19 protein-coding genes are annotated in these 23074 nt (G+C 62.2%); 16 read left to right on the top strand and 3 right to left on the bottom strand.

What is annotated here, in order from left to right; translation table 11 throughout:
- The first annotated feature begins 8 nt into the window (after positions 1 to 8).
- The 12 genes from AB4N47_RS24900 to madM all read left to right on the top strand — a co-directional run bounded on the left by AB4N47_RS24900 (position 9) and on the right by madM (position 15199).
- A complete protein-coding gene (locus tag AB4N47_RS24900) occupies positions 9 to 5918 on the top strand; it encodes a hybrid sensor histidine kinase/response regulator (RefSeq protein ID WP_460154366.1) in 5910 nt (1969 codons plus the stop codon).
- Complete coding sequence (locus tag AB4N47_RS24905; RefSeq protein WP_076564430.1) at positions 5911 to 6381, top strand: chemotaxis protein CheW; 471 nt, start codon at positions 5911 to 5913, stop codon at positions 6379 to 6381. The genes AB4N47_RS24900 and AB4N47_RS24905 overlap by 8 nt, the downstream gene beginning before the upstream one ends.
- Positions 6382 to 6891: 510 nt before the next feature.
- Positions 6892 to 7257, top strand: a complete 366-nt coding sequence (locus AB4N47_RS24910; RefSeq protein ID WP_130927555.1) for a DUF6124 family protein — start codon at positions 6892 to 6894, stop codon at positions 7255 to 7257.
- A 728-nt stretch (positions 7258 to 7985) separates the two neighbouring features.
- Complete coding sequence (gene mdcA / locus AB4N47_RS24915) at positions 7986 to 9656, top strand: malonate decarboxylase subunit alpha (protein ID WP_016772750.1); 1671 nt, start codon at positions 7986 to 7988, stop codon at positions 9654 to 9656.
- The gene (locus AB4N47_RS24920; protein WP_341638103.1) at positions 9656 to 10513 is read left to right on the top strand and encodes a triphosphoribosyl-dephospho-CoA synthase; all 858 of its coding nucleotides are present in this window, start codon (positions 9656 to 9658) and stop codon (positions 10511 to 10513) included. The genes mdcA and AB4N47_RS24920 overlap by 1 nt, the downstream gene beginning before the upstream one ends.
- Positions 10513 to 10812, top strand: coding sequence for a malonate decarboxylase subunit delta (locus tag AB4N47_RS24925; protein WP_039757560.1), 300 nt, complete (start codon positions 10513 to 10515; stop codon positions 10810 to 10812). Before AB4N47_RS24920 ends, AB4N47_RS24925 begins: the two co-directional genes overlap by 1 nt.
- The gene (locus AB4N47_RS24930) at positions 10805 to 11656 is read left to right on the top strand and encodes a biotin-independent malonate decarboxylase subunit beta (protein WP_341638102.1); all 852 of its coding nucleotides are present in this window, start codon (positions 10805 to 10807) and stop codon (positions 11654 to 11656) included. The genes AB4N47_RS24925 and AB4N47_RS24930 overlap by 8 nt, the downstream gene beginning before the upstream one ends.
- Complete coding sequence (gene mdcE, locus AB4N47_RS24935; protein WP_071172234.1) at positions 11653 to 12438, top strand: biotin-independent malonate decarboxylase subunit gamma; 786 nt, start codon at positions 11653 to 11655, stop codon at positions 12436 to 12438. The genes AB4N47_RS24930 and mdcE overlap by 4 nt, the downstream gene beginning before the upstream one ends.
- Positions 12432 to 13052: a malonate decarboxylase holo-ACP synthase gene (locus AB4N47_RS24940; RefSeq protein WP_341638101.1), complete on the top strand. Its 621-nt coding sequence runs from the start codon at positions 12432 to 12434 to the stop codon at positions 13050 to 13052. The genes mdcE and AB4N47_RS24940 overlap by 7 nt, the downstream gene beginning before the upstream one ends.
- Positions 13049 to 13969 carry a malonate decarboxylase subunit epsilon gene (gene mdcH, locus AB4N47_RS24945; protein ID WP_341638100.1) on the top strand — a complete coding sequence of 307 codons (921 nt, stop codon included), beginning with the start codon at positions 13049 to 13051 and terminating at the stop codon, positions 13967 to 13969. The genes AB4N47_RS24940 and mdcH overlap by 4 nt, the downstream gene beginning before the upstream one ends.
- 67 nt (positions 13970 to 14036) lie before the next feature.
- Positions 14037 to 14429 carry a malonate transporter subunit MadL gene (gene madL, locus AB4N47_RS24950; protein ID WP_016772756.1) on the top strand — a complete coding sequence of 131 codons (393 nt, stop codon included), beginning with the start codon at positions 14037 to 14039 and terminating at the stop codon, positions 14427 to 14429.
- Between the two features lie 5 nt (positions 14430 to 14434).
- Positions 14435 to 15199: a malonate transporter subunit MadM gene (gene madM / locus AB4N47_RS24955; protein ID WP_024014642.1), complete on the top strand. Its 765-nt coding sequence runs from the start codon at positions 14435 to 14437 to the stop codon at positions 15197 to 15199.
- 84 nt (positions 15200 to 15283) lie between these two features.
- On the opposite strand, the gene AB4N47_RS24960 is transcribed toward madM, so the two are convergent.
- Positions 15284 to 16198, bottom strand: coding sequence for a LysR family transcriptional regulator (locus AB4N47_RS24960; RefSeq protein WP_122506124.1), 915 nt, complete (start codon positions 16196 to 16198; stop codon positions 15284 to 15286).
- A 140-nt stretch (positions 16199 to 16338) separates the two neighbouring features.
- Here AB4N47_RS24960 and trhA point away from each other — a divergent pair, with 140 nt between their 5' ends.
- Positions 16339 to 16956, top strand: a complete 618-nt coding sequence (gene trhA / locus AB4N47_RS24965) for a PAQR family membrane homeostasis protein TrhA (RefSeq protein ID WP_341638099.1) — start codon at positions 16339 to 16341, stop codon at positions 16954 to 16956.
- A gap of 92 nt (positions 16957 to 17048) precedes the next feature.
- Here trhA and AB4N47_RS24970 read toward each other — a convergent pair whose 3' ends face one another.
- Both AB4N47_RS24970 and AB4N47_RS24975 read right to left on the bottom strand, forming a co-directional pair.
- Complete coding sequence (locus tag AB4N47_RS24970; RefSeq protein ID WP_341638098.1) at positions 17049 to 17768, bottom strand: 16S rRNA (uracil(1498)-N(3))-methyltransferase; 720 nt, start codon at positions 17766 to 17768, stop codon at positions 17049 to 17051.
- Between the two features lie 152 nt (positions 17769 to 17920).
- Entirely contained in the window at positions 17921 to 19327 is a 1407-nt protein-coding gene (locus AB4N47_RS24975; RefSeq protein ID WP_341638097.1) for an adenosylmethionine--8-amino-7-oxononanoate transaminase, read from the bottom strand.
- A 223-nt stretch (positions 19328 to 19550) separates the two neighbouring features.
- Between AB4N47_RS24975 and AB4N47_RS24980 the strand changes: the two genes are divergently transcribed.
- The 3 genes from AB4N47_RS24980 (at position 19551) to AB4N47_RS24990 (ending at position 22829) form a co-directional block, all read left to right on the top strand.
- The gene (locus tag AB4N47_RS24980) at positions 19551 to 21320 is read left to right on the top strand and encodes a flavin monoamine oxidase family protein (RefSeq protein ID WP_207807506.1); all 1770 of its coding nucleotides are present in this window, start codon (positions 19551 to 19553) and stop codon (positions 21318 to 21320) included.
- A gap of 347 nt (positions 21321 to 21667) precedes the next feature.
- Entirely contained in the window at positions 21668 to 22219 is a 552-nt protein-coding gene (locus AB4N47_RS24985) for a cytochrome b (protein WP_341638096.1), read from the top strand.
- A gap of 31 nt (positions 22220 to 22250) precedes the next feature.
- Positions 22251 to 22829 (top strand): YceI family protein, encoded by a 579-nt coding sequence (locus tag AB4N47_RS24990; protein WP_024014635.1) that lies wholly within the window; start codon positions 22251 to 22253, stop codon positions 22827 to 22829.
- Positions 22830 to 23074 lie beyond the last annotated feature (245 nt).

The following is a 23074-nucleotide window of genomic DNA, read 5'->3' on the forward strand; positions in this document are numbered from 1 at the left end:
GAGTGGTTATGGGTGATCGGCACGACTACGTGGCCCTGGAATGGGTCAAGGGCGAAATTGCCGAAACGCTGAAGCTGGCGCATCAGGCGATCGAAGCCGTGCTCGACGATCCGCAGGCCTTCCCCGGTCTGGACGAGTGCCTGGCGTACATTCATCAGGTCCACGGCAGTCTGCAAATGGTCGAGTTCTACGGCGCAGCGTTACTGGCCGAAGAAATGGAGCACTTGGTCGAAGCCCTGCAACATGATCGTGTACCGCACCGCGACGAAGCCTTGCACCTGATGCTGCAAGCCTTGGGGCAACTGCCGCTTTACCTCGATCGCGTGCAGAGCGCCCGCCGCGACCTGCCGTTGGTGGTGTTGCCGCTGATCAACGATCTGCGCAGCGCTCGCGGTGAAAGCCTGCTGGCGGAAACCAGCCTGTTCAGCCCGCCACTGCCCGAGCTGGCGCCGCTCGGCGACGAGGCACTCGCCGCGCTGGAACCGCTCGATCTGCCGAACGTGCTGCGCAAACTGCGGCAGATGCTGCAAATGGCTCTGGTCGGTCTGCTGCGCGAACAGGACGACCAGACGCATCTTGGCTATCTGGCCAAAGTCTTCAGCCGTCTCGAAGCGCTGAGCGGCGACGCGCCGTTGAGCCCTTTGTGGCAAATCGCCTCGGCATTGGTCGAGGGCATGCGCGAGGGCGTCATCGCCAACAGTCCGGCGCTGCGCAGCCTGTTCAAGGACGCCGACCAAGAGCTCAAGCGCCTGCTCGAGCAGGGCATCGTCGGGCTCAACCAGCCGGCGCCGGCCGAGCTGCTGAAAAGCCTGTTGTTCTATATTGCCAAAGCCGAACATCCCACCGGGCAGATGCTGACCATGAAAGATCGCTACTCCCTGGACGACGCGTTGCCCGACAGCGCGATGGTCGATGAAGAACGCGCGCGCCTCGCCGGCCCCGACCGCGATGCCATGCGCTCGGTGCTGGCAGCGCTGTGCGAAGAGCTGGTGCGGGTCAAGGAGCGCCTCGATCTGTTCGTGCGCAGCGACCGCCAGCACGCCTCGGATCTGGACAGCCTGCTCGCGCCGCTGCGACAGATTGCCGACACCCTCGCGGTGCTGGGTTTCGGCCAGCCGCGCAAGGTCATCATCGACCAACTGGCGGTGGTGCTCAGCCTCGCTCAGGGCCAGCGCGAACCGAACGACGCGATTCTCATGGACGTCGCCGGGGCCTTGCTCTACGTCGAAGCGACGCTGGCCGGCATGGTCGGCACGGTGGAGACGCAAAGCGCCGAAGACGCGCGCCTGCCGACCACCGACCTGACGCAGATCCATCAGATCGTGATCAAGGAAGCGCGCATCTGCCTGCAACAGGCCAAGGACATGATCGTCGATTACATCGACGCCGATTGGGACCGCCAGCATCTGCAATCGCTGCCCGAGCTGCTGACGCAAGTACGCGGCGCGCTGGCGATGATTCCGCTGGCCCGCGCAGCGAGTCTGGTCGAGGCCTGCAACGGTTTCATTCGCGAGCATTTGATGCTCGATGCCCACGAACCGGGCTGGGAACAACTTGATCATCTGGCCGACGTGATCAGCGGCCTCGAGTATTACCTCGAACGCCTGAGCGACGACCCGCAGGCGCCCGCCGAGCATCTGCTCGATGTCGCGCAAAACAGCCTTGCCAGCCTCGGCTTCTTCGCCAACGAACAGCCCGGTGAACCGCAGGTGCCGGTGCTCGATGAGGTGCTCAGCCCCAGCGAAGCGCAGCTCATGCAGGATCTGCAAGCGCTCGACGACCCTGACGTCGTGCAGTCGCTGGCCGAAGTGCTGGCCAGCCCGCTGTCGGCGCTCAACCCGCCGGCGCGCAACAGCCCCGACAGCCTGATGCCGCCGCCAGCGGATGAAGAACCGGTCGACGATGAACTGCGCGAAGTGTTCCTGGAGGAGACCGACGAAGTCCTCGCGGTCCTCCACGAATACCTGCCGCGCTGGACCGCCAATCCCCAGGACCGCGCCGCCCTGACCGAGCTGCGTCGGGCTTTCCATACCTTGAAAGGCAGCGGGCGCATGGTCCGCGCGTTGGTCCTTGGCGAACTGGCCTGGGCCGTGGAAAACCTGCTCAACCGCGTGCTCGAACAAAGCGTCGAGCCCGGCGCAGTGCTGCGCCAATTGCTCGGCGACACCGTGTTGCTGCTGCCCGAGCTGATCAACGAATTTGCCACCCAGCGTCAGCGCCAGCGCAACGATGTCGACCAACTCGCCGCCCGCGCCCACGCGTTGGCCAAAGGCGATGAACCGCTGGCTGCCGAAGACACCGACGACGTCGCCGCGCTTGATCCGCTGCTGCTGGAAATCTTCCGCAAAGAAGCCGATACCCACCTCGCCAGCCTCAACCGTTTCCTCGATCAGGCCGCCGAACACGTGCCGTTGCCGGCCAGCGACGAACTGCAACGGGCGCTGCACACGCTCAAGGGCAGTGCCTCCATGGCCGGCGTATTGCCGATGGCCGAACTGGCGGCTTCACTGGATCAACTGGCTCGCGAGTTCAAGGCGCATCAGTTGCCGCTGGATCTGGACGAGGTCGAATTGCTGCTCGAAGCCGAGGGCTTGTTCCGCGTCGGCCTGCGTCAGCTCAAACACGATCCGCTGGCGCCGATTGTCGGTGCGCAGTCGCTGATCAAACGCACCGAGGCGCTGCTCGCCGAGCGCCTGCAAGCCAGCACCGATGGCGCTGACAGCGGCCTGCGCCTCAAGCGCGATCCGCAACTGATCAACAACTTCCTCGCCCAAGGCATGGACATCCTCCTCGACGCCGAAAACCTTTTGCAGCGCTGGCAGCAGCACCCCGGCGAGCGCCAGGAACTCAGCGCCTTGCTCGATGAGCTGACCACTCTGGGCGAGGGCGCGCACCTTGCCGATCTGCTTCCGGTCGATGGCCTCTGCGAAGCTTTGCTCGACCTGTATGGCGCGGTGGAAGAAAGCAGCCTGGCGGTCAGTGAGCGGTTTTTTCACGAAGCGCAACTGGCCCACGAAGCGCTGATCAACATGCTCGATGAACTCGCTGCCGGCCAGGAAATCACCGCGCAACCGGAGCGGATTCGGGCCTTGCAGGAACTGCTCGACGAAGGCCTCGACCCGGCGTCGATGGGCCTGATCCGCAGCGATGGCAGCCGCACCCTGGACATTCGCGAGCTGGGCAGCGCCACCGCGCAATTGCAGCAATCGGTTGCCGCCCTCGAGCCGGACGACGAAATCGTCGAAATCTTCCTCGAAGAGGCGGTGGACATTCTCGACAGCGCCGGGCAAGCCTTGCAGCGCTGGCGCAAGGACCCGGACAACGCCGCGCCGCTGTCGTCATTGCAGCGCGACTTGCACACGCTGAAGGGCGGCGCGCGCATGGCCGAGGTCGAGGCCGTCGGCGACCTCGCCCAGGAACTGGAAAATCTCTACGAAGGGCTGGTCGATCGACGCTACAACCACAGCGCTGCGCTCGAAGGTTTGTTGCAGCGCAGTCATGAGCGGTTGGCGCTGATGCTGGAGCAACTGCAAGCGCATCAAGCGCTGACCCCGGCGCAAGATCTGATCGACGCGATCCGTCAGTTGCGTCAGGGCCAGGCCGCCAGCGAATCTGCCCCCGCAGCGGTCGAACACGACAACGCCGGGCATGATCCGGAGTTGCTGGAGATCTTCCTCGAAGAAGGCTTCGACATCATCGAAAGCTCCGGCGCCGCGCTGTTGCGCTGGCAGGCCGAGCCGGGCAACCGTCAGGAAATCGAAACCCTGCTGCGCGATCTGCACACCCTCAAGGGCGGCGCGCGGATGGTCGAAATCGGCCCGATCGGCGACCTCGCCCATGAGCTGGAATTTCTCTACGAAAGCCTTTCCACCGGTGCGCTGCAACCGTCCGCCGAACTGTTCGCGCTGGTGCAGCGCGGCCATGACCGACTGGCGCAAATGCTCGATGGCGTGCGCGCCGGGCAACCTTGCCCGCCGGCCGATCGGCTGATCAGCGCGATCCAGAATTTCAGCCATCCGGCGCAGGTTGAAACGCCGCAGGCGCCAGCTCCCGTGGTCAAACCTGAGGCAGCGCCACCCGCCGCCGATGCTGGCGCAGACATGGTCAAGGTCTCGTCCGAGCTGCTCGATGAATTGGTCAACCTGGCCGGAGAAACCTCGATCTTTCGTGGGCGGATCGAGCAGCAAGTCAACGATGCGCAGATTGCCCTCAACGAGATGGAAACCACCATTGAGCGCATGCGCGATCAGTTGCGCCGCCTCGACACCGAAACCCAGGGGCGCATCCTCAGCCGCCAGCAAGTCGACGGCGAACGCCTCGGTTATGAAGACTTCGATCCGCTGGAAATGGACCGCCATTCGCAGCTTCAGCAACTGTCGCGGGCACTGTTCGAATCTGCCTCGGACCTGCTCGACCTCAAGGAAACCCTCGACCGCCGCAACCACGACGCGGAAAACCTGTTGCAGCAACAGGGGCGGATCAACACCGAATTGCAGGAAGGCCTGATGCGTACGCGCATGGTGCCGTTCGAACGCATGGTGCCGCGTCTGAAGCGCATCGTGCGTCAGGTCGCCGAAGAGCTGGGCAAGGATGTCGCGTTCGTCGTCGGCAATGCCGATGGCGAGATGGATCGCAACGTTCTCGAGCGCATGGCCGCGCCGCTGGAACACATGCTGCGCAACGCCGTCGACCATGGCCTGGAATCGGCCGAGGTGCGGCTGGCGGCGGGCAAACCGGCGCAAGGACAGATCAGCCTCGATCTGTCCCGCGAGGGCGGCGACATGGTTTTCGACATCCGCGATGACGGCGCCGGCGTGCCGCTGGAAGCCGTGCGGCGCAAGGCGATCAAGCGCGGTCTGCTGGCGCCCGACGCCGAGATCAGCGACCGCGATGTGTTGCAGTTCATCCTCCAGCCGGGTTTCTCCACGGCGGAAAAGATCACCCAGATTTCCGGGCGCGGCGTCGGCATGGACGTGGTCCACGAGGAAGTGCGCCAGCTCGGCGGCAGCATGAGCATCGATTCGGTGCCGGGGCAGGGCGTGCACTTCCGCATTCGCCTGCCGTTCACCGTGTCGGTCAACCGCGCGTTGATGGTGCAGTGTGGTGAGGATCAATACGCGATCCCGCTGAACACCATCGAAGGCATCGTGCGCGTGTTGCCGAATGATCTGGAAGGGCACTTCCGTCAGGATCCGCCGAGTTATCAATACGCCGGCCAGCGTTATGAGCTGTGCTACCTCGGCGAGCTGCTGAAGACTGCGCCACGGCCAAAACTGCTCGGGCAGAACCTGCCGTTGCCGGTGCTGCTGGTGCATTGCAACGATCGCCACATTGCCGTGCTGGTCGACGCCATGGCCGGCACCCGCGAGATCGTGGTCAAGAGCCTCGGCCCGCAATTCGCGGCGGTGCAGGGCGTGTCGGGGGCGACGATTCTCGGCGACGGCAGGGTGGTGTTGATTCTGGATCTGCTCGCACCGATCCGCGCGATGCAGGCGCGCCTGGCGCAAGAGCCGGCGCGCACGGAGATCGACAGCGAGCCGCACAAGCCGCTGCTGATCATGGTCGTCGATGACTCGGTGACGGTGCGCAAGGTCACCAGCCGTTTGCTCGAGCGCCATGGCATGAACGTGCTGACTGCCAAGGACGGTGTCGATGCGATGCTGCTGCTCGAAGAGCACATGCCCGATCTGATGCTGCTCGACATCGAAATGCCGCGCATGGACGGCTTCGAGGTCGCCACCCAGGTGCGCGCCGACGAACGCCTGCGCCACTTGCCGATCATCATGATCACCTCGCGCACCGGGCAGAAACACCGCGACCGCGCCATGGCCATCGGCGTCAACGACTACCTCGGCAAGCCGTATCAGGAATCGGTGTTGCTGGAGAGCATCGCCCAGTGGAGCAAGAAACATGCATGAGCACCGGCACAACCCGCGCACCAGCCAGCTTACCGGGCTGCTGCTGCCGCTGGCCGATCGCAACCTGATCCTGCCGAATGTCGCCATCGCCGAGCTGATCGACTACCAGGCCAGTGCCTTCGATCTCGACACGCCGCCGTGGTACCTGGGCCGGGTAACGTGGCGCGAGCGGCAGATTCCGCTGATCAGTTTCGAATCGGCCTGCGGGCAGAAAATCGTCATCGGCGAACGGGCGCGGATCGTCATTCTGAATGCGCTGGGCGGCTTGCCCGAGCTGAGATTCATCGCCCTGTTGGTGCAAGGGATTCCTCGGTCGTACAAGCTCGACAGTCAGTTGAGTTACGTGGATGTGCCGTTGTGTGCGCTGGAGCAGGCGGCGGTGCAGGTGGGCGAGCAGGTGGCGAAGGTACCGGATTTGTTGGGGCTGGAGAAGTTGTTGGTGGAGGCGGGATTGGCCCGCTGATCCAAGGCTTTCGATGTTTTGGATGACCTCTTCGCGAGCAGGCTCGCTCCCACAGGTGTGTACACCGGGCAACCTCTGTGGGAGCGAGCCTGCTCGCGAAAGCGCCAGTCGCATCACCTCAATCCCACAGGTGGATCCTCAATTCCTGTAGCTCAATAAACACCAATCCGTACCTGTGTTTAAAGACACCCGGTGTTACGCCGCACCAACCTACAAATCCTTGCGCCGCTGCCTACGCCTGCGCCAGAATCCGCCGGCTTGTGCGCCCAGGGCTTGCTGCGTAACTTGGATCGGGTCACTGATTCCCAGTGATCGGGTTTAGCAGCCCGTGGTAAATCTGAGGTTGCACGAGCACCGTCAGCCAGGCTTCACGTCTGCACTTGATGGCGGCTGTGCGCAGGGCGCTTCGGCGCGCCGGCTTCCTTAGGTTCCCCGGTCTGCTAACCTGCGTTCAGCTGCCACCCCTTCTTTTAGCAGAGATGCGGTTGCGGCTTTATCCGGAACCTGAAGATGAAAAAACCATCGCCCAATCCGCCGGTAGCAAGTCCGGCATCGCCCTACCAATCCCCCGACTCAAAGAAATTTCACGACGCCGCCGAGCGTGCCCTCGACCATTACCTCGGCCCGCCCGCCGCTGACTTCATGGCCCCGCCGTACATCCCCAATACGCTGTACATGGCCAACCCCGAAGCCGACACCGAGTCCTTGCTGGCCGACGCCTGTGAAACCCTTGGTTCGGCGACAGTCATGTTGCACAACCACGCCGCCTCGGTGGACGGCTCACAGCGCAAGACCCTGCAGGGCATCGCGCAGATTGTCATGGTGGCGGAGATGGCGGTGAATCGCGTGCTGGACAAAATGGTGCCCACTGACTGAAAGTCCCTCACCCCAGCCCTCTCCCAGAGGGAGAGGGAGCCGACCGAGGTGTCTCGCGTCCTACATCGACCTGAATGACCGAGTCGATTATGGATTCACTACAACCGGTTCAGGTCGGCGTCATTCCCAAGCATCCCCCAATCAGTCCCCTCTCACTCCGGGAGAGGGCTAGGGTGAGGGGTTGTTGATTTTTCGTTTCGGGAGTCACCCCGACTGCTTCAGGTCGGCGTCATTTCCCAAGCATCCCCCTATCGGTTCCTTCTCCCCCCGGGAGAGGGCTAGGGTGAGGGGCTGTTGATTTTTCGTTTCGGGATTCACCACGGCTGCTTCAGGTCGGCGTCATTTCCCAAGCATCCCCCTATCGGTTCCTTCTCCCCCCGGGAGAGGGCTAGGGTGAGGGGGTGTTGATTTTTCGTTTCGGGATTCACCACGGCTGCTTCAGGTCGGCGTCATTTCCCAAGCATCCCCCTATCGGTTCCTTCTCCCCCCCGGGAGAGGGCTAGGGTGAGGGGCTGTTGATTTTTCGTTTCGGGATTCACCACGGCTGCTTCAGGTCGGCTTCGTTCCCAAGCATCCCCCAATCGGTTCCCTCTCCCTCCGGGAGAGGGCTAGGGTGAGGGTAGCTTTTGAACGTTACGCTCAGCGTAATGATTCACCACCCAGCTTGATTGATGCCCTCATCACACACGCCTAACTTGGCTCCACGACAGCGAACCCGTGGAGTGAGCATGACAACAACAATTTCCCCCGACTCGCGCTGGACGCGGCGGCGTGACGAGAAGCAGCGCCGGCTCGACAAGGTGCGCGGGCTGGCCGATGGTGCGGTGCTGCCCAGCGACAAAATCGTCGCCGCGCTCGAAGCGCTGATCCATCCCGGCGACCGCGTGGTGCTGGAGGGCAACAACCAGAAGCAGGCGGATTTCCTCTCGCGTTCGCTGGCCAAGGCCGATCCGGCCAAGCTCCACGATCTGCACATGATCATGCCCAGCGTCGGCCGCTCCGAACACCTTGATCTGTTCGAACGTGGCATTGCCCGCAAGCTCGATTTCTCCTTCGCCGGCACCCAGAGCCTCCGCATCAGCCAGTTGCTCGAAGATGGCTTGCTCGAAGTCGGCGCCATTCACACGTACATCGAACTCTACGCCCGCCTCGTCGTGGACCTGATCCCCAACGTTGTGCTCTCGGCCGGTTTCATGGCCGACCGCGCCGGCAACATCTACACCGGCCCGAGCACCGAAGACACCCCGGCGCTGATCGAACCGGCGGCGTTCAGCGACGGCATCGTTATCGTTCAGGTCAACCAATTGGTCGATGACGTCAGCGAACTGCCCCGCGTGGACATTCCCGCTTCATGGGTCGATTTCGTCGTGGTCGCCGACAAGCCGTTCTACATCGAACCGCTGTTCACCCGTGACCCGCGCCACATCAAGCCTGTGCACGTGTTGATGGCGATGATGGCGATTCGCGGGATCTACGAAAAACACAACGTGCAGTCGCTCAACCACGGCATCGGTTTCAACACCGCCGCCATCGAACTGATCCTGCCGACCTACGGCGAATCCCTCGGCCTGAAAGGCAAAATCTGCCGCAACTGGACGCTCAATCCGCACCCGACGCTGATCCCGGCGATTGAAAGCGGCTGGGTCGAGAGCGTGCATTGCTTCGGTACCGAACTGGGCATGGAAAACTACATCGCCGCTCGGCCGGATGTGTTCTTCACTGGCCGCGACGGCTCGCTGCGCTCCAACCGCATGGTCTGCCAACTCGCCGGGCAATACGCGGTGGATCTGTTTATCGGCGCGACATTGCAGGTCGATGGCGACGGCCATTCCTCGACCGTGACCCGTGGCCGTCTCGCCGGTTTCGGTGGCGCGCCGAACATGGGCCACGACCCGCGCGGCCGCCGTCACGGCACCCCGGCGTGGCTGGACATGCGCCATGCCGATGGGCCGCAACCGATGCTCGAACGTGGCAAGAAACTCGTGGTGCAAATGGTCGAGACCTTCCAGGAGGGCGGCAAACCGACCTTCGTCGAAACCCTCGACGCCGTGGAAGTGGCGAAGAAAAGCGGCATGCCGCTGGCGCCGATCATGATCTACGGCGACGACGTCACCCACCTGCTCACCGAAGAAGGCATCGCCTACCTGTACAAGGCGCGCTCGCTGGAAGAGCGCCAGGCGATGATCGCAGCGGTTGCCGGGGTTACCGCCATCGGCCTGCGACACAACCCGAAAGACACCGAACGCATGCGCCGCGAGGGCCTGATCGCCCTGCCCGAAGACCTCGGCATCCGCCGCACTGACGCCACGCGCGAATTGCTCGCGGCGAAAAGCGTGGCCGATCTGGTCGAGTGGTCCGGCGGCCTGTACAACCCGCCCGCCAAATTCAGGAGCTGGTAATGCACGCATTCAACCTGCAAGCGAAACCGCTTTCTCTGGCTGACCGCTTGGCCGATCTGGCGGTGGACGCGCTGATCGACGAAGCCGATCTGTCGCCGAAACCGGCGCTGGTCGACCGTCGCGGCAACGGCGCGCACACCGATCTGCACCTGGGCCTGATGCACGCGTCGGCGCTGGCATTGTGGCCGGCATTCAAGGAAATGGCCGAGGCGGCGCTGGAGATCGGTGAAGTCGGTGTGCCGTTGCGCGAAGCGATCGGCCGCATCGGCCGCGAGGGCGAGCAAGCGATGCTCGTGACCACCAACGGCGTCAACACCCATCGCGGCGCGATCTGGGCGTTGGGACTGTTGGTGACAGCCGCCGCGCTGCAACCGAAATCCGTCGCCCTGTGTGCCGCCCGCCTGGCACTGCTCGACGACCGCTACGCACCGACGCCGCTCAGCCATGGCGCACAAGTCGCCCGGCGTTACGGCGCACGCGGTGCTCGCGAGGAAGCGCAACTCGGCTTCCCGTCCGTGCTGCAACGGGGCCTGCCGCAACTGCACAAAAGCCGCGCCAACGGCCACGGCGAACAGAACGCCCGGCTCGATGCATTGCTGGCGATCATGACCGAGCTGGCCGACACCTGCGTGCTCTACCGCGCCGGCGAGCCGGGCCTGCAGGCCATGCAGGCCGGCGCGCAAGCGGTGCTCGATGCCGGCGGCAGCGCCAGCCTCAGCGGTCGTCGGCGCCTGCACGAACTGGATCAACAACTCATCGCATTGAATGCCTCGCCCGGTGGCGCCGCCGACCTGCTCGCCGCCACGCTGCTGCTTGATCGTATCGAGCGCGCCGGCATCTCTCATGGAGCGTTTTGATGGAAAACCTATCGTTTGAATTCCCCGCCGGGCAGCCGCCACGCGGGCGTGCGCTGGTCGGTTGTGTCGGCTCGGGTGATCTGGAAGTGCTGATCGAACCGGGGCTGGCCGGCAAACTGACGATCAACGTGCAGACCTCGGTCAACGGCGCGCAGCAGCGCTGGCAGCACCTGTTTGCGCGGATGTTCGACGGCACCACGCCGCCAGCGATGGCCATCGATATCCACGATTTCGGCGCGACACCGGGGGTGGTGCGCTTGCGTCTGGAACAGGGTTTCGAGGAGATCGGCCATGACTGACAGCGCAGCGTTGCTCAACAAACACAGCTTCGTCGAACTCGGCGCGCGGCAGCGGGCGCAAGCCTTGCTCGACGCCGGAACCTTTCGCGAACTGCTCGATCCGTTTCAACGGGTCATGTCGCCATGGCTTGAGCGCCAGGGCGTAGTGCCGCAAGCCGACGACGGGGTGATCATTGCCAAGGGCAGCCTTGACGGTTTGCCGGTGGTCATCGCGGCAATTGAAGGCGCGTTCCAGGGCGGCAGCCTTGGCGAAGTCGGCGGGGCGAAGATTGCCGGTGCGCTGGAACTGGCCGCTGAAGACAACCGCAACGGCATCCCCACCCGCGCCGTGTTGCTGCTGGAAACCGGCGGCGTGCGCTTGCAGGAAGCCAATCTCGGTCTGGCGGCGATTGCCGATATTCACGCGGCGATTGTCGATCTGCAGCAGTACCAACCGGTGGTCGGCGTGGTCGCCGGCAGCGTTGGGTGTTTCGGCGGCATGTCGATTGCTGCGGCACTGTGCAGTTATTTGCTGGTGACCCAGGAGGCACGTCTCGGCCTGAACGGCCCGCAAGTCATCGAGCAGGAAGCCGGGATCGAGGAATACGACTCCCGCGACCGGCCCTTCATCTGGAGCCTGACCGGCGGCGAACAGCGTTTCAATACCGGACTGGTGGACCGTTATGTCGGCGATGATGTGGCGCAGATTCGTCAGCAGGTTGGCGAATTGCTCCAGCAAGGCTTGCCGGCACAGCCGCGCAATCAACGCGCCGAGTGGTTCCTGCAACGCCTCGGCAAGCTGAACACTGACCTGCAAATCGAACCGTCGGTGGTTCGCGATCTGTATCAAGGAGAGCGCTCATGAGCGGTTATTCATTGCGCGGTTTGCACTGGTTCAATGCGCTCAGCGCTGGCGCCAGTGTCGTCGAAGGTTTGCCGCCGTCGTTGAAAGTCGCCGACGCTGAGCTCGGCCGCTTTATCGCCGTGGTCGCCGACCCGGACAATCGTTTTCCCCGCGCCCGCAATGGCGAGGTCGGTTTGCTCGAAGGCTGGGGGCTGGCCAAGGCTGTGGATGACGCGATCAGTGCCGACCGCGACAGCGCACAGAAGCGCCCGATCATCGCCATCGTCGATGTGCCGAGCCAGGCGTATGGCCGCCGCGAAGAAGCCCTCGGCATTCATCAGGCCCTGGCCGGCGCGGCGGACAGTTATGCCCGTGCGCGTCTGGCCGGGCATCCGGTGATTGCGCTGCTGGTGGGCAAGGCCATGTCGGGTGCATTTCTCGCCCACGGTTATCAGGCCAATCGCCTGATTGCTTTGCGCGATCCCGGCGTGATGGTGCACGCGATGGGCAAGGCTTCGGCGGCGCGGGTCACCTTGCGCAGTGTCGAGGAACTGGAAGCGCTGGCCTCCAGCGTGCCGCCGATGGCCTATGACATCGACAGCTACGCCAGCCTCGGTCTGCTCTGGGAAACCCTCTCGGTGCAGCAGATTGAACAGCCGACAGAGGAAGATCTGACGCGGGTGACTGAGTGCCTGAAGCAAGCGATCAGCGATGTGACCAGCACTGATTTGAAAGGGCGCCTTGGTGCGAGCAATCGTGCCGCTTCCAGCAAAGTCCGCGAATTGCTGAGGGCGCAGTGGTGAACCTGCCCCTGGCCCACGATCTGCTCTGGGGCATGACCCCGGCGCAGTTGCCGGCGGATGCGCCAGCGTGGGCGATCGCGGCGCTGGCGGCCGGGCAACCGGTGGTGGTGCGGCGGGCCTTGAGCGAGGAAGGTCTGGTCGCGGTCGGCGTTCGTGGTGTGTTGCGTGAGCAGCGGCTGGCGGCGTTTATGCCGCTCGATTCGATTGCCTGTCGGGTCAGTCCCGAAGCCCTTTGTCAGGTTGAGTGCGAGCGAGATCTGCCGGTGATGCAGGCGCTCAAACAACTGCGGCCGAAACTCGATGACTGCGGTTGGGTCTGGGGTGTCAGCGGCAGTGTCGGGTTTGAATTGGCCAGTGGTTTTGCAGCGATGCATGCGGCCAGTGATCTCGATCTGATTCTGCGCGCGCCGCAGATGATCACGCGCAATCAGGCGTGCAAACTCGTGGAGCTTTTCGATCAGGCTGTGTGCCGGGTCGACATGCAATTGCAGACCCCGTTCGGCGCTGTGGCCTTGCGGGAATGGGCCAGCGGTTCGTCCCGAGTGCTGCTGAAAAATGCTTATCAGGCCTGTCTGGTGACGGATCCGTGGAACCCGCAGGAGCAGGCAGCGTGAGCAGTCTGTTGGTGTTTCCCGGCCAAGGCGCGCATCAAGCGGGCATGCTCCAGCGTTTGCCAAGGGAAACGCTGGTCGAGGCCAGTGATGTGCTCGGCGAGGATGTCTTGCTGCTGGATTGTGCCGAGGCATTGCGCACGACACGAGCGGTTCAGCTGTGCCTGCTGATCGCCGGTGTCGCTGCTTCGCGGCAGTTGTTGCAGGATGGACTGAGCGCGGATTACGTCGCCGGCCTGTCCATCGGCGCCTACCCGGCAGCAGTGGTGGCGCGAGCCTTGAGTTTCAGCGATGCGCTGCATCTGGTCAACCTGCGCGGTGAGCTGATGCAGCAGGCTTATCCACAGGGCTACGGCATGACCGCGATCATCGGCTTGCAGTTATCCACCGTCGAAACCCTGCTGGCGCAAGTGCACAGCGAAGATGCGCCGGTGTATCTGGCCAATATCAACGCGGATAACCAAGTGGTGATTGCCGGCAGCGACAAGGCCATGCACGCGGTGGCCGAACTGGCGCGCAGTCGCGGCGCCGGAGTGGCGAAGCGGCTGGCGGTGAGCGTGCCGTCGCATTGCCCATTGCTGGAAAAACCGGCGCAGGCGCTTGCCGAGGCCTTCGCCAAGGTTGAACTGAAGAACCCGAAAATCACTTATCTGAGCGGCAGTCGCGCAAGGCCTGTTGCCAAAGTCGAAGCGCTGCGTGACGACCTCGCTTTCAACATGTGCCGCGTGGTGGACTGGCGCGGCACCGTGCAAAGCGCCTACGAGCGCGGCGTGCGTCTACAGATCGAACTGCCGCCCGGTGCGGTGCTGACCGGGCTGGCGCGCCGGGTGTTCGAGCAGGGCACCGTCACTGCCTTCGACAGTGCCCGCCTCGATACCCTGCAAGCGCTGTTGCGCGAGGAGGGTGGCCGCCAACTCTAAAACCGCCGCGACTCAAGCTTCGAACAACAAAAACAACATTCGACGATGCACTTTGAGGACTACAACAATGATTATTTACGGTGTGGCATTTCTCGCCTTTTGCACGCTGGTCGGTATCTGGGTCGGTGAACTGCTCGGCAAGCTGATCGGCGTGCCGGCCAACGTCGGCGGTGTCGGCATTGCGATGCTGCTGTTGATCGGCCTGGGCAGCTATCTCTACAAGAGCGGCTGGCTCAAGGGCAAGACCGAGCAGGGCGTGGAGTTCTGGAGCGCGATCTACATTCCCATCGTGGTCGCCATGGCCGCGCAGCAGAATGTCTACGGTGCGCTGAAGGGCGGGCCGATGGCGATTCTTGCCGGCACCCTCGCCGTAGTGATCGCTTTTGCCTTGGTGCCGGTGCTGACGCGCATGGGCAACAAGCAAGAAACGCCGATTGCTCCTGCCAAGACTGCGGGGTAATCGCCATGTACGAATCAATGATGAAAGTGATCACCGGCTACGGTCTGATCAGCGGCTTTTTGATTGTCGGCCTGACCATGTGGGTGTCCTACTGGATGTCCAACACCTTCACCAAGGGCCGTCTGCACGGTTCGGCGATCGCCATTCTGCTCGGGCTGGTGCTGTCGTATATCGGCGGCGCACTCACCGGTGGGCAAAAAGGCGTGGTGGATATTCCCCTGCTGTCCGGCATCGGCCTGCTCGGCGGTGCGATGCTGCGGGATTTCGCGATTGTGGCGACGGCGTTTGGCGTGAGTGTCGATGAGCTCAAACGCGCCGGACTCGTCGGTGTGCTGGCGCTGTTTGTCGGCGTTGGCACCTCGTTCGTCGCCGGGGTCGGCGTGGCGATGGCGTTCGGCTACACCGATGCGGTGAGCCTGACCACCATTGGCGCGGGTGCCGTGACTTACATTGTCGGCCCGGTGACCGGCGCGGCGATTGGTGCCAGTTCCGAGGTGATGGCGCTGTCGATTGCGGCGGGGCTGATCAAGGCGATTTTGGTGATGGTGATGACACCGTTCGTGGCACCGATGATCGGCCTGAACAATCCGCGCAGCGCGGTGATTTTCGGTGGTTTGATGGGCACCTCCAGCGGTGTTGCCGGAGGCCTGGCGGCCACCGATCCGAAGCTGGTGCCGTACGGTTGCCTGACGGCGGCGTTCTACACCGCGCTTGGGTGTCTGCTGGGGCCTTCGCTGCTATTTCTGGCGATGCGCGGGTTGATGGGCTGACGCTTTCGCGAGCAGGCTCGCTCCCACAGTTGGAATGCATTTTCCTGTGGGAGGGAGCCTGCTCGCGAAGGGGACGACTCGGTATCAAGCCTGGCGATTGGCATACATCCGACACTCCGCCAACAACGCCAGCAAATTCGGGTCACGCTCCTTGGCCTTCAGAAACACCACGCCAATGTGCTGCTGCAAGCGGTACTTCTCCTGCAACGGGATGAGCTTCACCCGGTTCTCGTACACCGCCGCAATCCGCCCCGGCAACAAGGCGTACCCCACCCCTGAGCTGACCATGCTCAGCAAAGTGAAGATGTCATTGACCTGCATCGCCACCTTCGGCTCGAACCCTGCCTGCTTGAACACCCGCACACCGTCCTGATGCGTGGCGAAGCCCTGGGTCAGGGTGATGAAGGTTTCATCACGCACTTCCGCCAGATCGACTTCACTGCGCTGAGCGAATTTTGAATCGGCCGGGGTGGCGAGGAAGATGTCGTCGGAAAACAGCGCAATCTGCTCGCAGTCCGGATCGTTGATGCTGTCGTCCAGCGACACCAGAATCGCGTCGACTTCCATGTTTTTCAGCTTGTAGAGCAGGTCGATGTTCGAGCCGAGGATCAGGTCGATGTTGAGTTCGCTGCGGCGGATCTTCAGGCCCATGATCAGCTGCGGCACGGTCTTCACCGTCAGCGAATACAGCGAGCCGAGCTTGAAACGCTCGGCGGAGAACCCGGCGGCTTCGCGGGTCAGGCGCACGCTGTCGACGACGTCGTTGATCAGCTTCTGCGCACGTTCTTCCAGCACATAGGCGCTTTCCAGTGGCGTCAGATTGCGCCCTTCGTGTTTGAACAGCGGGCAGCGCAGGGCGTTTTCCAAAGAGTGAATGGCGCGGTGCACGCTGACGTTGCTGGTCTGCAGTTCGGCGGCGGCGCGGGCGAGGTTGCCGGTGCGCATGAAGGCGAGGAACACCTCGAGTTTTTTCAGGGTCAATTCTTCGTCGATCAGCATGGCGCGGACTCTTTTTGGTATCGGCCGATTGTGCCCAATTCCCGCGTGCCGCGCAGGCGAGGTTGAACAGAAACATTGCGCTTTTACGCTCAAGGCCCGAGCCTTGCGCGCTGCGGTAACGAATGTGAGGTGAGCAATACATGTATCACGGGGAAAAACTCAACGCCTGGACCCATCTGGTCGGGGCCATCGCCGCGTTTATCGGCGGCGTGTGGATGCTGGTGATTGCCAGCATGGACGGCAGTCCGTGGAAGATTGTCAGCGTGGCGATCTACGCCTTCACCTTGCTGGTGCTCTACAGCGCCTCGACCGTGTACCACAGCGTGCGCGGGCGCAAGAAAGCGATCATGAAGAAGGTCGATCATTTCTCGATCTACCTGTTGATCGCCGGCAGCTACACGCCGTTCTGTCTGGTGACGTTACGCGGGCCGTGGGGCTGGACGCTGTTCGGGATTGTCTGGGGGCTGGCGCTGATCGGCATCCTGCAAGAAATCAAACCGCGCTCCGAGGCACGGATTCTGTCGATCGTGATTTACGCGGTGATGGGCTGGATCGTGCTGGTCGCGGTCAAACCGCTGATTGCCGCACTGGGCACGGCCGGGTTTGCCTGGCTGGCGTCGGGCGGGGTTTTGTATACGGTGGGGATTATCTTTTTTGCCCTCGATCACCGCCTGCGGCATGCCCATGGCATCTGGCATCTGTTTGTGATCGCGGGAAGTCTGCTGCACTTTGTGGCGATTCTGTTTTATGTCCTTTGAAGCAAAATCAAAAGATCGCAGCCTTCGGCAACTCCTACATTGGAATGCATTTCAACTGTAGGAGCTGCCGAAGGCTGCGATCTTTTGGGGCCTTAGAAGTCACCCCACAGTTGCTGGGCTACCGCCAACGCCACCACCGGCGCGGTCTCGGTGCGCAGCACGCGCGGGCCGAGGCGGGCGGCGTGGAAACCGTTGCCTTTGGCCTGCTCAACTTCAGCATCCGTCAAACCGCCTTCAGGCCCGATCAGGAATGCCAAAGTCGCCGGTTTGGCATGACTCACCAACGGCTCTGCCACCGGATGCAGCACCAGTTTCAATTCGGCTTCAGTCTGCTTGAGCCAGTCCGCCAGCAACACTGGTGGATGAATCACCGGCACCCGTGAACGCCCGCACTGTTCGCAGGCACTGATCGCCACCTGGCGCCAGTGCAGCAAGCGCTTGTCGGCGCGTTCGTCCTTGAGCCGCACTTCGCAGCGTTCGCTGAAGATCGGGGTGATTTGCGTCACGCCCAGTTCAGTGGCTTTCTGAATTGCCCAGTCCATGCGCTCGCCTCGGGACAGGCCCTGGCCAAGGTGGATCTGCAGCGGCGACTCGATTTGCCCGGCGAATTGCTCGTCGATCTGCACGACGACGCGCTTCTTGCCGACGTCCACCAAGGACCCGCGAAATTCATGGCCGGAACCGTCGAACAACTGCACCGCATCGCCTTCGGCCATGCGCAACACGCGGCTGATGTAATGCGCCTGGGCTTCCGGCAGTTCGTGTTCGCCAGTGCTCAGCGGGGCGTCGATAAAGAAGCGGGACAGTCTCATTTCGGGTCTCTGGAAAGATATGAATCAGTTGGATCGGTGTCGACTTCATTCGCGAGCAGGCTCGCTCCCACACTTGAAATGCATTCTTCTGTGGGAGCGAGCCTGCTCGCGAAAGCGGCAGTCCAGCCACCGCAAATCTCAAGCAAGGCGAATCAGCCCGGGTCGCGGAATCCCGGGTGAAAGTCTTTCGGCACCGCAACACTGACGCTGTCACGCGTCGCAATATCAATACCTTCACTGGCCACTTCGGCCAGGAAGTCGATCTGCTCCGGGGTGATCACATACGGCGGCAGGAAATACACCACGCTGCCCAGTGGCCGCAACAACGCACCGCGCTCCAGCGCATGCTGGAACACCTTCAAGCCACGACGCTCCTGCCAAGGGTAGGCCTCTTTCGCGACTTTATCCTTGACCATCTCGATGGCCAGGACCATGCCGGTCTGGCGCACTTCGGAGACGTTCGGGTGATCGACCAGATGCGCCGTCGCCGAGGCCATACGCTGAGCCAGCGCCTGGTTGTTCGCGATGACGTTGTCCTGCTCGAAGATGTCCAGGGTCGCCAGTGCCGCCGCACAAGCGAGCGGGTTGCCGGTGTAGCTGTGCGAATGCAGGAAAGCGCGCAGAGTCGGGTAGTCGTCGTAGAAGGCGCTGTAGACCTCGTCGGTGGTCAGGCACGCCGCCAGCGGCAGATAGCCGCCGGTCAGGGCTTTCGACAGGCAGAGGAAGTCCGGGCGGATGCCGGCCTGTTCGCACGCGAACATCGTCCCGGTGCGGCCGAAGCCGACGGCGATTTCGTCGTGGATCAGGTGCACGCCGTAACGGTCGCAGGCCTCGCGCAACAGTTTGAGGTACACCGGGTGATACATGCGCATGCCGCCGGCGCCCTGAATCAGCGGCTCGACGATCACTGCCGCGACGCTGTCATGATTTTCCGCCAGCGTCTGTTCCATGGCGGCGAACATGTTGCGCGAGTGTTCCTCCCAGCTCATGCCTTGCGGGCGCAGATAGCAATCCGGGCTCGGCACTTTGATGGTGTCCATCAACAGGGCTTTGTAGGTCTCGGTGAACAGCGGCACATCGCCGACCGCCATCGCTGCCATGGTTTCGCCGTGGTAGCTGTTGGTCAGGGTGACGAAGCGCTTTTTGTTTGGCTGGCCGCGATTGAGCCAGTAGTGAAAACTCATCTTCAGCGCGACTTCGATGCAGGACGAACCGTTATCGGCGTAGAACACCCGGTTCAAGCCTTGCGGGGTCATCTTCACCAGACGCTCGGACAGCTCGATCACCGGTTGATGGCTGAAACCGGCAAGGATCACATGTTCGAGTTGATCGACCTGATCCTTGATGCGCTGGTTGATGCGCGGGTTGGCGTGGCCGAACACGTTGACCCACCAGGAACTGACTGCGTCGAGGTAGCGCTTGCCTTCGAAGTCTTCGAGCCAGACGCCTTCGCCGCGCTTGATCGGGATCAGCGGCAGCTGTTCGTGGTCTTTCATCTGGGTGCAGGGATGCCACAGCACCGCAAGATCGCGTTGCATCCACTGGTTATTCAGGCCCATTTACAGTCTCCTCGAGGCGGCTCGCGTCTGGCGCGGGCGAACAATCGCGCAAGCCTATGCAATGCATCGCGCGGGAACAACCCATTGTGTCGATTGAGCTACTTTGTCTGAGCCGATAGACGTCGCTGGCGGCGTTTTGATGGCTAACGTATTCTTCGCGGTTCTTTGAGTCGTCTGACTCGCAAAGCTGCTTTTTCCCACATGTTTTTCCGGAGTTCGCTGAATGTCTGTCGGTTGGCTGCGCGCCTGTGCGCTGGTGATGTTGGGGCTGTTCAGCGTTACGGCGCTGGCCAAGGATAAAACCGCAATCGTGATTGGCGGTGGCCTGTCGGGTCTGACCGCCGCTTACGAACTGCAGAACAAAGGCTGGCAGGTCACCCTGCTGGAAGCCAAACCGAGCCTGGGCGGCCGCTCGGGCATGGCCACCAGCGAGTGGATCGGCAACGACAAGACCCAGCCGGTGCTGAACAAGTACGTGTCGACCTTCAAGCTCGGCACCACGCCGGCGCCGGAATTCGTGCGTACGCCGGGTTATCTGATCGACGGCGATTATTTCTCCGCCGCTGATCTGGCCACCAAACAGCCAGCCACCGCCGATGCGCTCAAGCGCTACCAGAAAACCCTCGACGATCTGGCGCGCTCGATCGACGACCCGCAGAATCCGGCGGCGACCGCCACCCTGCACGCACTGGACCAGATCACCGTATCGAGCTGGCTCGACAAGCAGAACCTGCCGGCCACTGCGCGTCAGTTGATCAACCAGGACATCCGCACGCATTACGACGAGCCTTCGCGTCTGTCGCTGCTGTATTTCGCTCAGCAGAATCGTGTGTATCGCGGCGTTTCCGACCGAGACCTGCGTGCTTCGCGTCTGGTCGGCGGCAGCCAAGTGCTGGCGCAGGCGTTCGTCAAACAGATCAAAACCATCAAGACCAACTCGCCGGTATCGGCCATCAACCAGGACAAGGACGGCGTGACCGTCAAAGTTGGCAGCGTCGGCTATCAGGCTGACTACGTGGTGCTGGCGGTGCCGTTGCGCGCACTGAACAAGATCGCCCTGACCCCGGCGCTGGATGCTCAGCATCTGGCGGCGATCAAGGGCACCAACTACGGTTGGCGCGACCAGATCATGCTGAAGTTCAAGACGCCCGTGTGGGAAAGCAAATCGCGCATGTCCGGCGAGATCTACAGCAACGCAGGTTTAGGCATGCTCTGGATCGAGCCGGCGCTGAAGGGCGGCGCCAACGTGGTGATCAACCTGTCCGGCGACAATGCCCGCGTGATGCAGGCGTTCGGCGACAAACAGATGGTCGATCAGGTGTTGATCCGCCTGCACGCCTTTTATCCACAGGCCCGTGGCTCGTTCACCGGTTATGAAATCCGTCGCTACAGCACCGACCCGTCGATGGGCGGCGCCTATCTGGCTTACGGCCCGGGGCAGATCAGCAAGTTCTGGCGCCTGTGGGAACGTCCGCTGCAACGCGTAGCGTTCGCCGGCGAACACACCGATACCTTGTACCCGGGCACCCTGGAAGGCGCATTGCGCACCGGCCAGCGCGCAGCCAGCCAGGTTGAAGATCTGGCGGCAGGCAAGTCGTTCGAACCGGCCAAAGTGGTTCCGGCTGCAGCTGCGGCAGGCGCGGCGGGTGCGGTAGCGGCGAAGAAGGGCAACTTCTTCAGCAACCTGTTCGGCGGTTCGGATGACGAGAAGAAGCCAGAGCCTGTGAAAGCGCCAGAGCCAGCACCTGCTCCGGCCGCTCCAGCGCCTGCACCGACCCCGGCACCTGCGCCAGCGCCGGTGGAAGCACCGAAACCAGCGGCCCCGGTGAAAGCCGAGCCGGCGAAAAAAGCAGCGGCCAAGCCAGCGGCGAAGAAGCCTGCGGCCAAAACCGAAACGAAAAAGCCGGCGGCCAAACCGGCGGCGAAAAAAGCTGAACCGGCGAAGAAGCCAGCGGCCAAGCCTGCTGTAACGACCGAGACCAAGGCGCAGTAAGGCTTTGCGGTGAATGAAGAAGCGCGGCGTATATGCCGCGCTTTTTTTTGCCTGTGAGGACCCCATCGCTGGCAAGCCAGCTCACACAGGTTTCTGAGATGAACGCGGGATTTGTGCACGCCACTAACCACTGTGGGAGCGGGCTTGCCCGCGATTAGGCCTGTCCAGACAGCGCATCATCAGGATCTGCCCCTAACATCCCGCCACACTTTTGCCTTTAATCTTTTCTTAACTCGTCACTTCCAGACTCTTGATCGTATTTCTCGATATTTCAAAGCAAAATTTTCCGCTTTAATTCGATAGATAACTCGCTAGTCTTGGTTCGCAGTTCTCACAGGATTTGGGCAATGCAGCTACGTAACTCTTCTTCGCGCTATGGTTGGGTCAGCATCTTCATGCACTGGGGCGTGGCGCTGGTGGTCTTCGGGCTGTTTGCGCTGGGTCTGTGGATGGTCGGGCTGGATTACTACAGTACCTGGCGTAAAGACGCGCCGGATCTGCACAAGAGCATCGGTCTGGTGCTGCTCGCTGTAATGGTGTTGCGGGTGCTGTGGCGTTTCATCAGTCCGCCGCCGCCAACGCTGCAAAGCTACAGTCGCATGACCCGTATCGGCGCCAAATTCGGCCACGGGTTTCTGTATCTGGCGCTGTTCGCTGTGATGATTGCCGGTTACCTGATTTCCACCGCAGACGGTGTCGGGATCCCGGTGTTTGGCCTGTTTGAAGTTCCTGCCCTGCTCTCCGGACTACCGGATCAGGCAGATACCGCTGGGGTGATTCATCTCTGGCTGGCGTGGGCACTGGTAATTTTTTCCGGTCTCCATGCGTTGGCAGCATTGAAGCACCACTTTATCGATCGTGATGCGACCCTCACTCGAATGCTCGGTCGCAAAGCCTGAAACTCAACCTCGACTCAAAGGAAAAGAAAGCATGTTGAAAAAGACTCTGGCCGCTCTGGCAATCGGTTCTGCACTGCTCTCGGCTGGTCAGGCCATGGCTGCGGACTACAAAATTGACAAGGAAGGCCAGCACGCCTTCGTTGACTGGAAAATCAGCCACCTGGGTTACAGCTTCATCCACGGTACTTTCAAAGATTTCGACGGTACTTTCTCTTGGGATTCGGCCAAGCCTGAAGCCAGCAAGATCTCTGTGGATGTGAAAACTGCCAGCCTGTGGTCGAACCATGCTGAACGTGACAAGCACATCGCCAGCAAAGACTTCCTCGACGTGAGCAAGTTTGCTGATGCCAAGTTCGTCTCCACCGCCGTTAAATCGACCGGTGAAAAGACTGCTGACGTGACCGGCGACCTGACCTTGCACGGCGTGACCAAGCCTGTGACCTTCAAGGCCACATTCAACGGCGAAGGCAAGGATCCATGGGGCGGCGAGCGCGCTGGCTTCAACGCCAAGACCACTCTCAATCTGAACGAGTTCGGGATCAAGGGCCCAGGCCCAACCTCGCAAACGGCAGATCTGGATATCTCGCTGGAAGGTGTGAAAGTCAAATAACTTTCGCTCGCCACAATAAAACGCCCCTGGTCGAAAGGCCCGGGGCGTTTTTTATTGCCTGCGACACATTCCCTGTGGGAGCGAGCCTGCTCGCGAAAGCGGTCATTCCGGCAACATCATTGCTGACTGACCCGCCGCGTTCGCGAGCAGGCTCGCTCCCACAGGGGTATTGCGGTGTGGCAGAGATAATCGAGGTAAAAAAATGCCCCGGCTCTTTCGAGTCGGGGCATTTTTCATTGCGGCTT

Source organism: Pseudomonas sp. S3_G06, assembly GCF_054667565.1.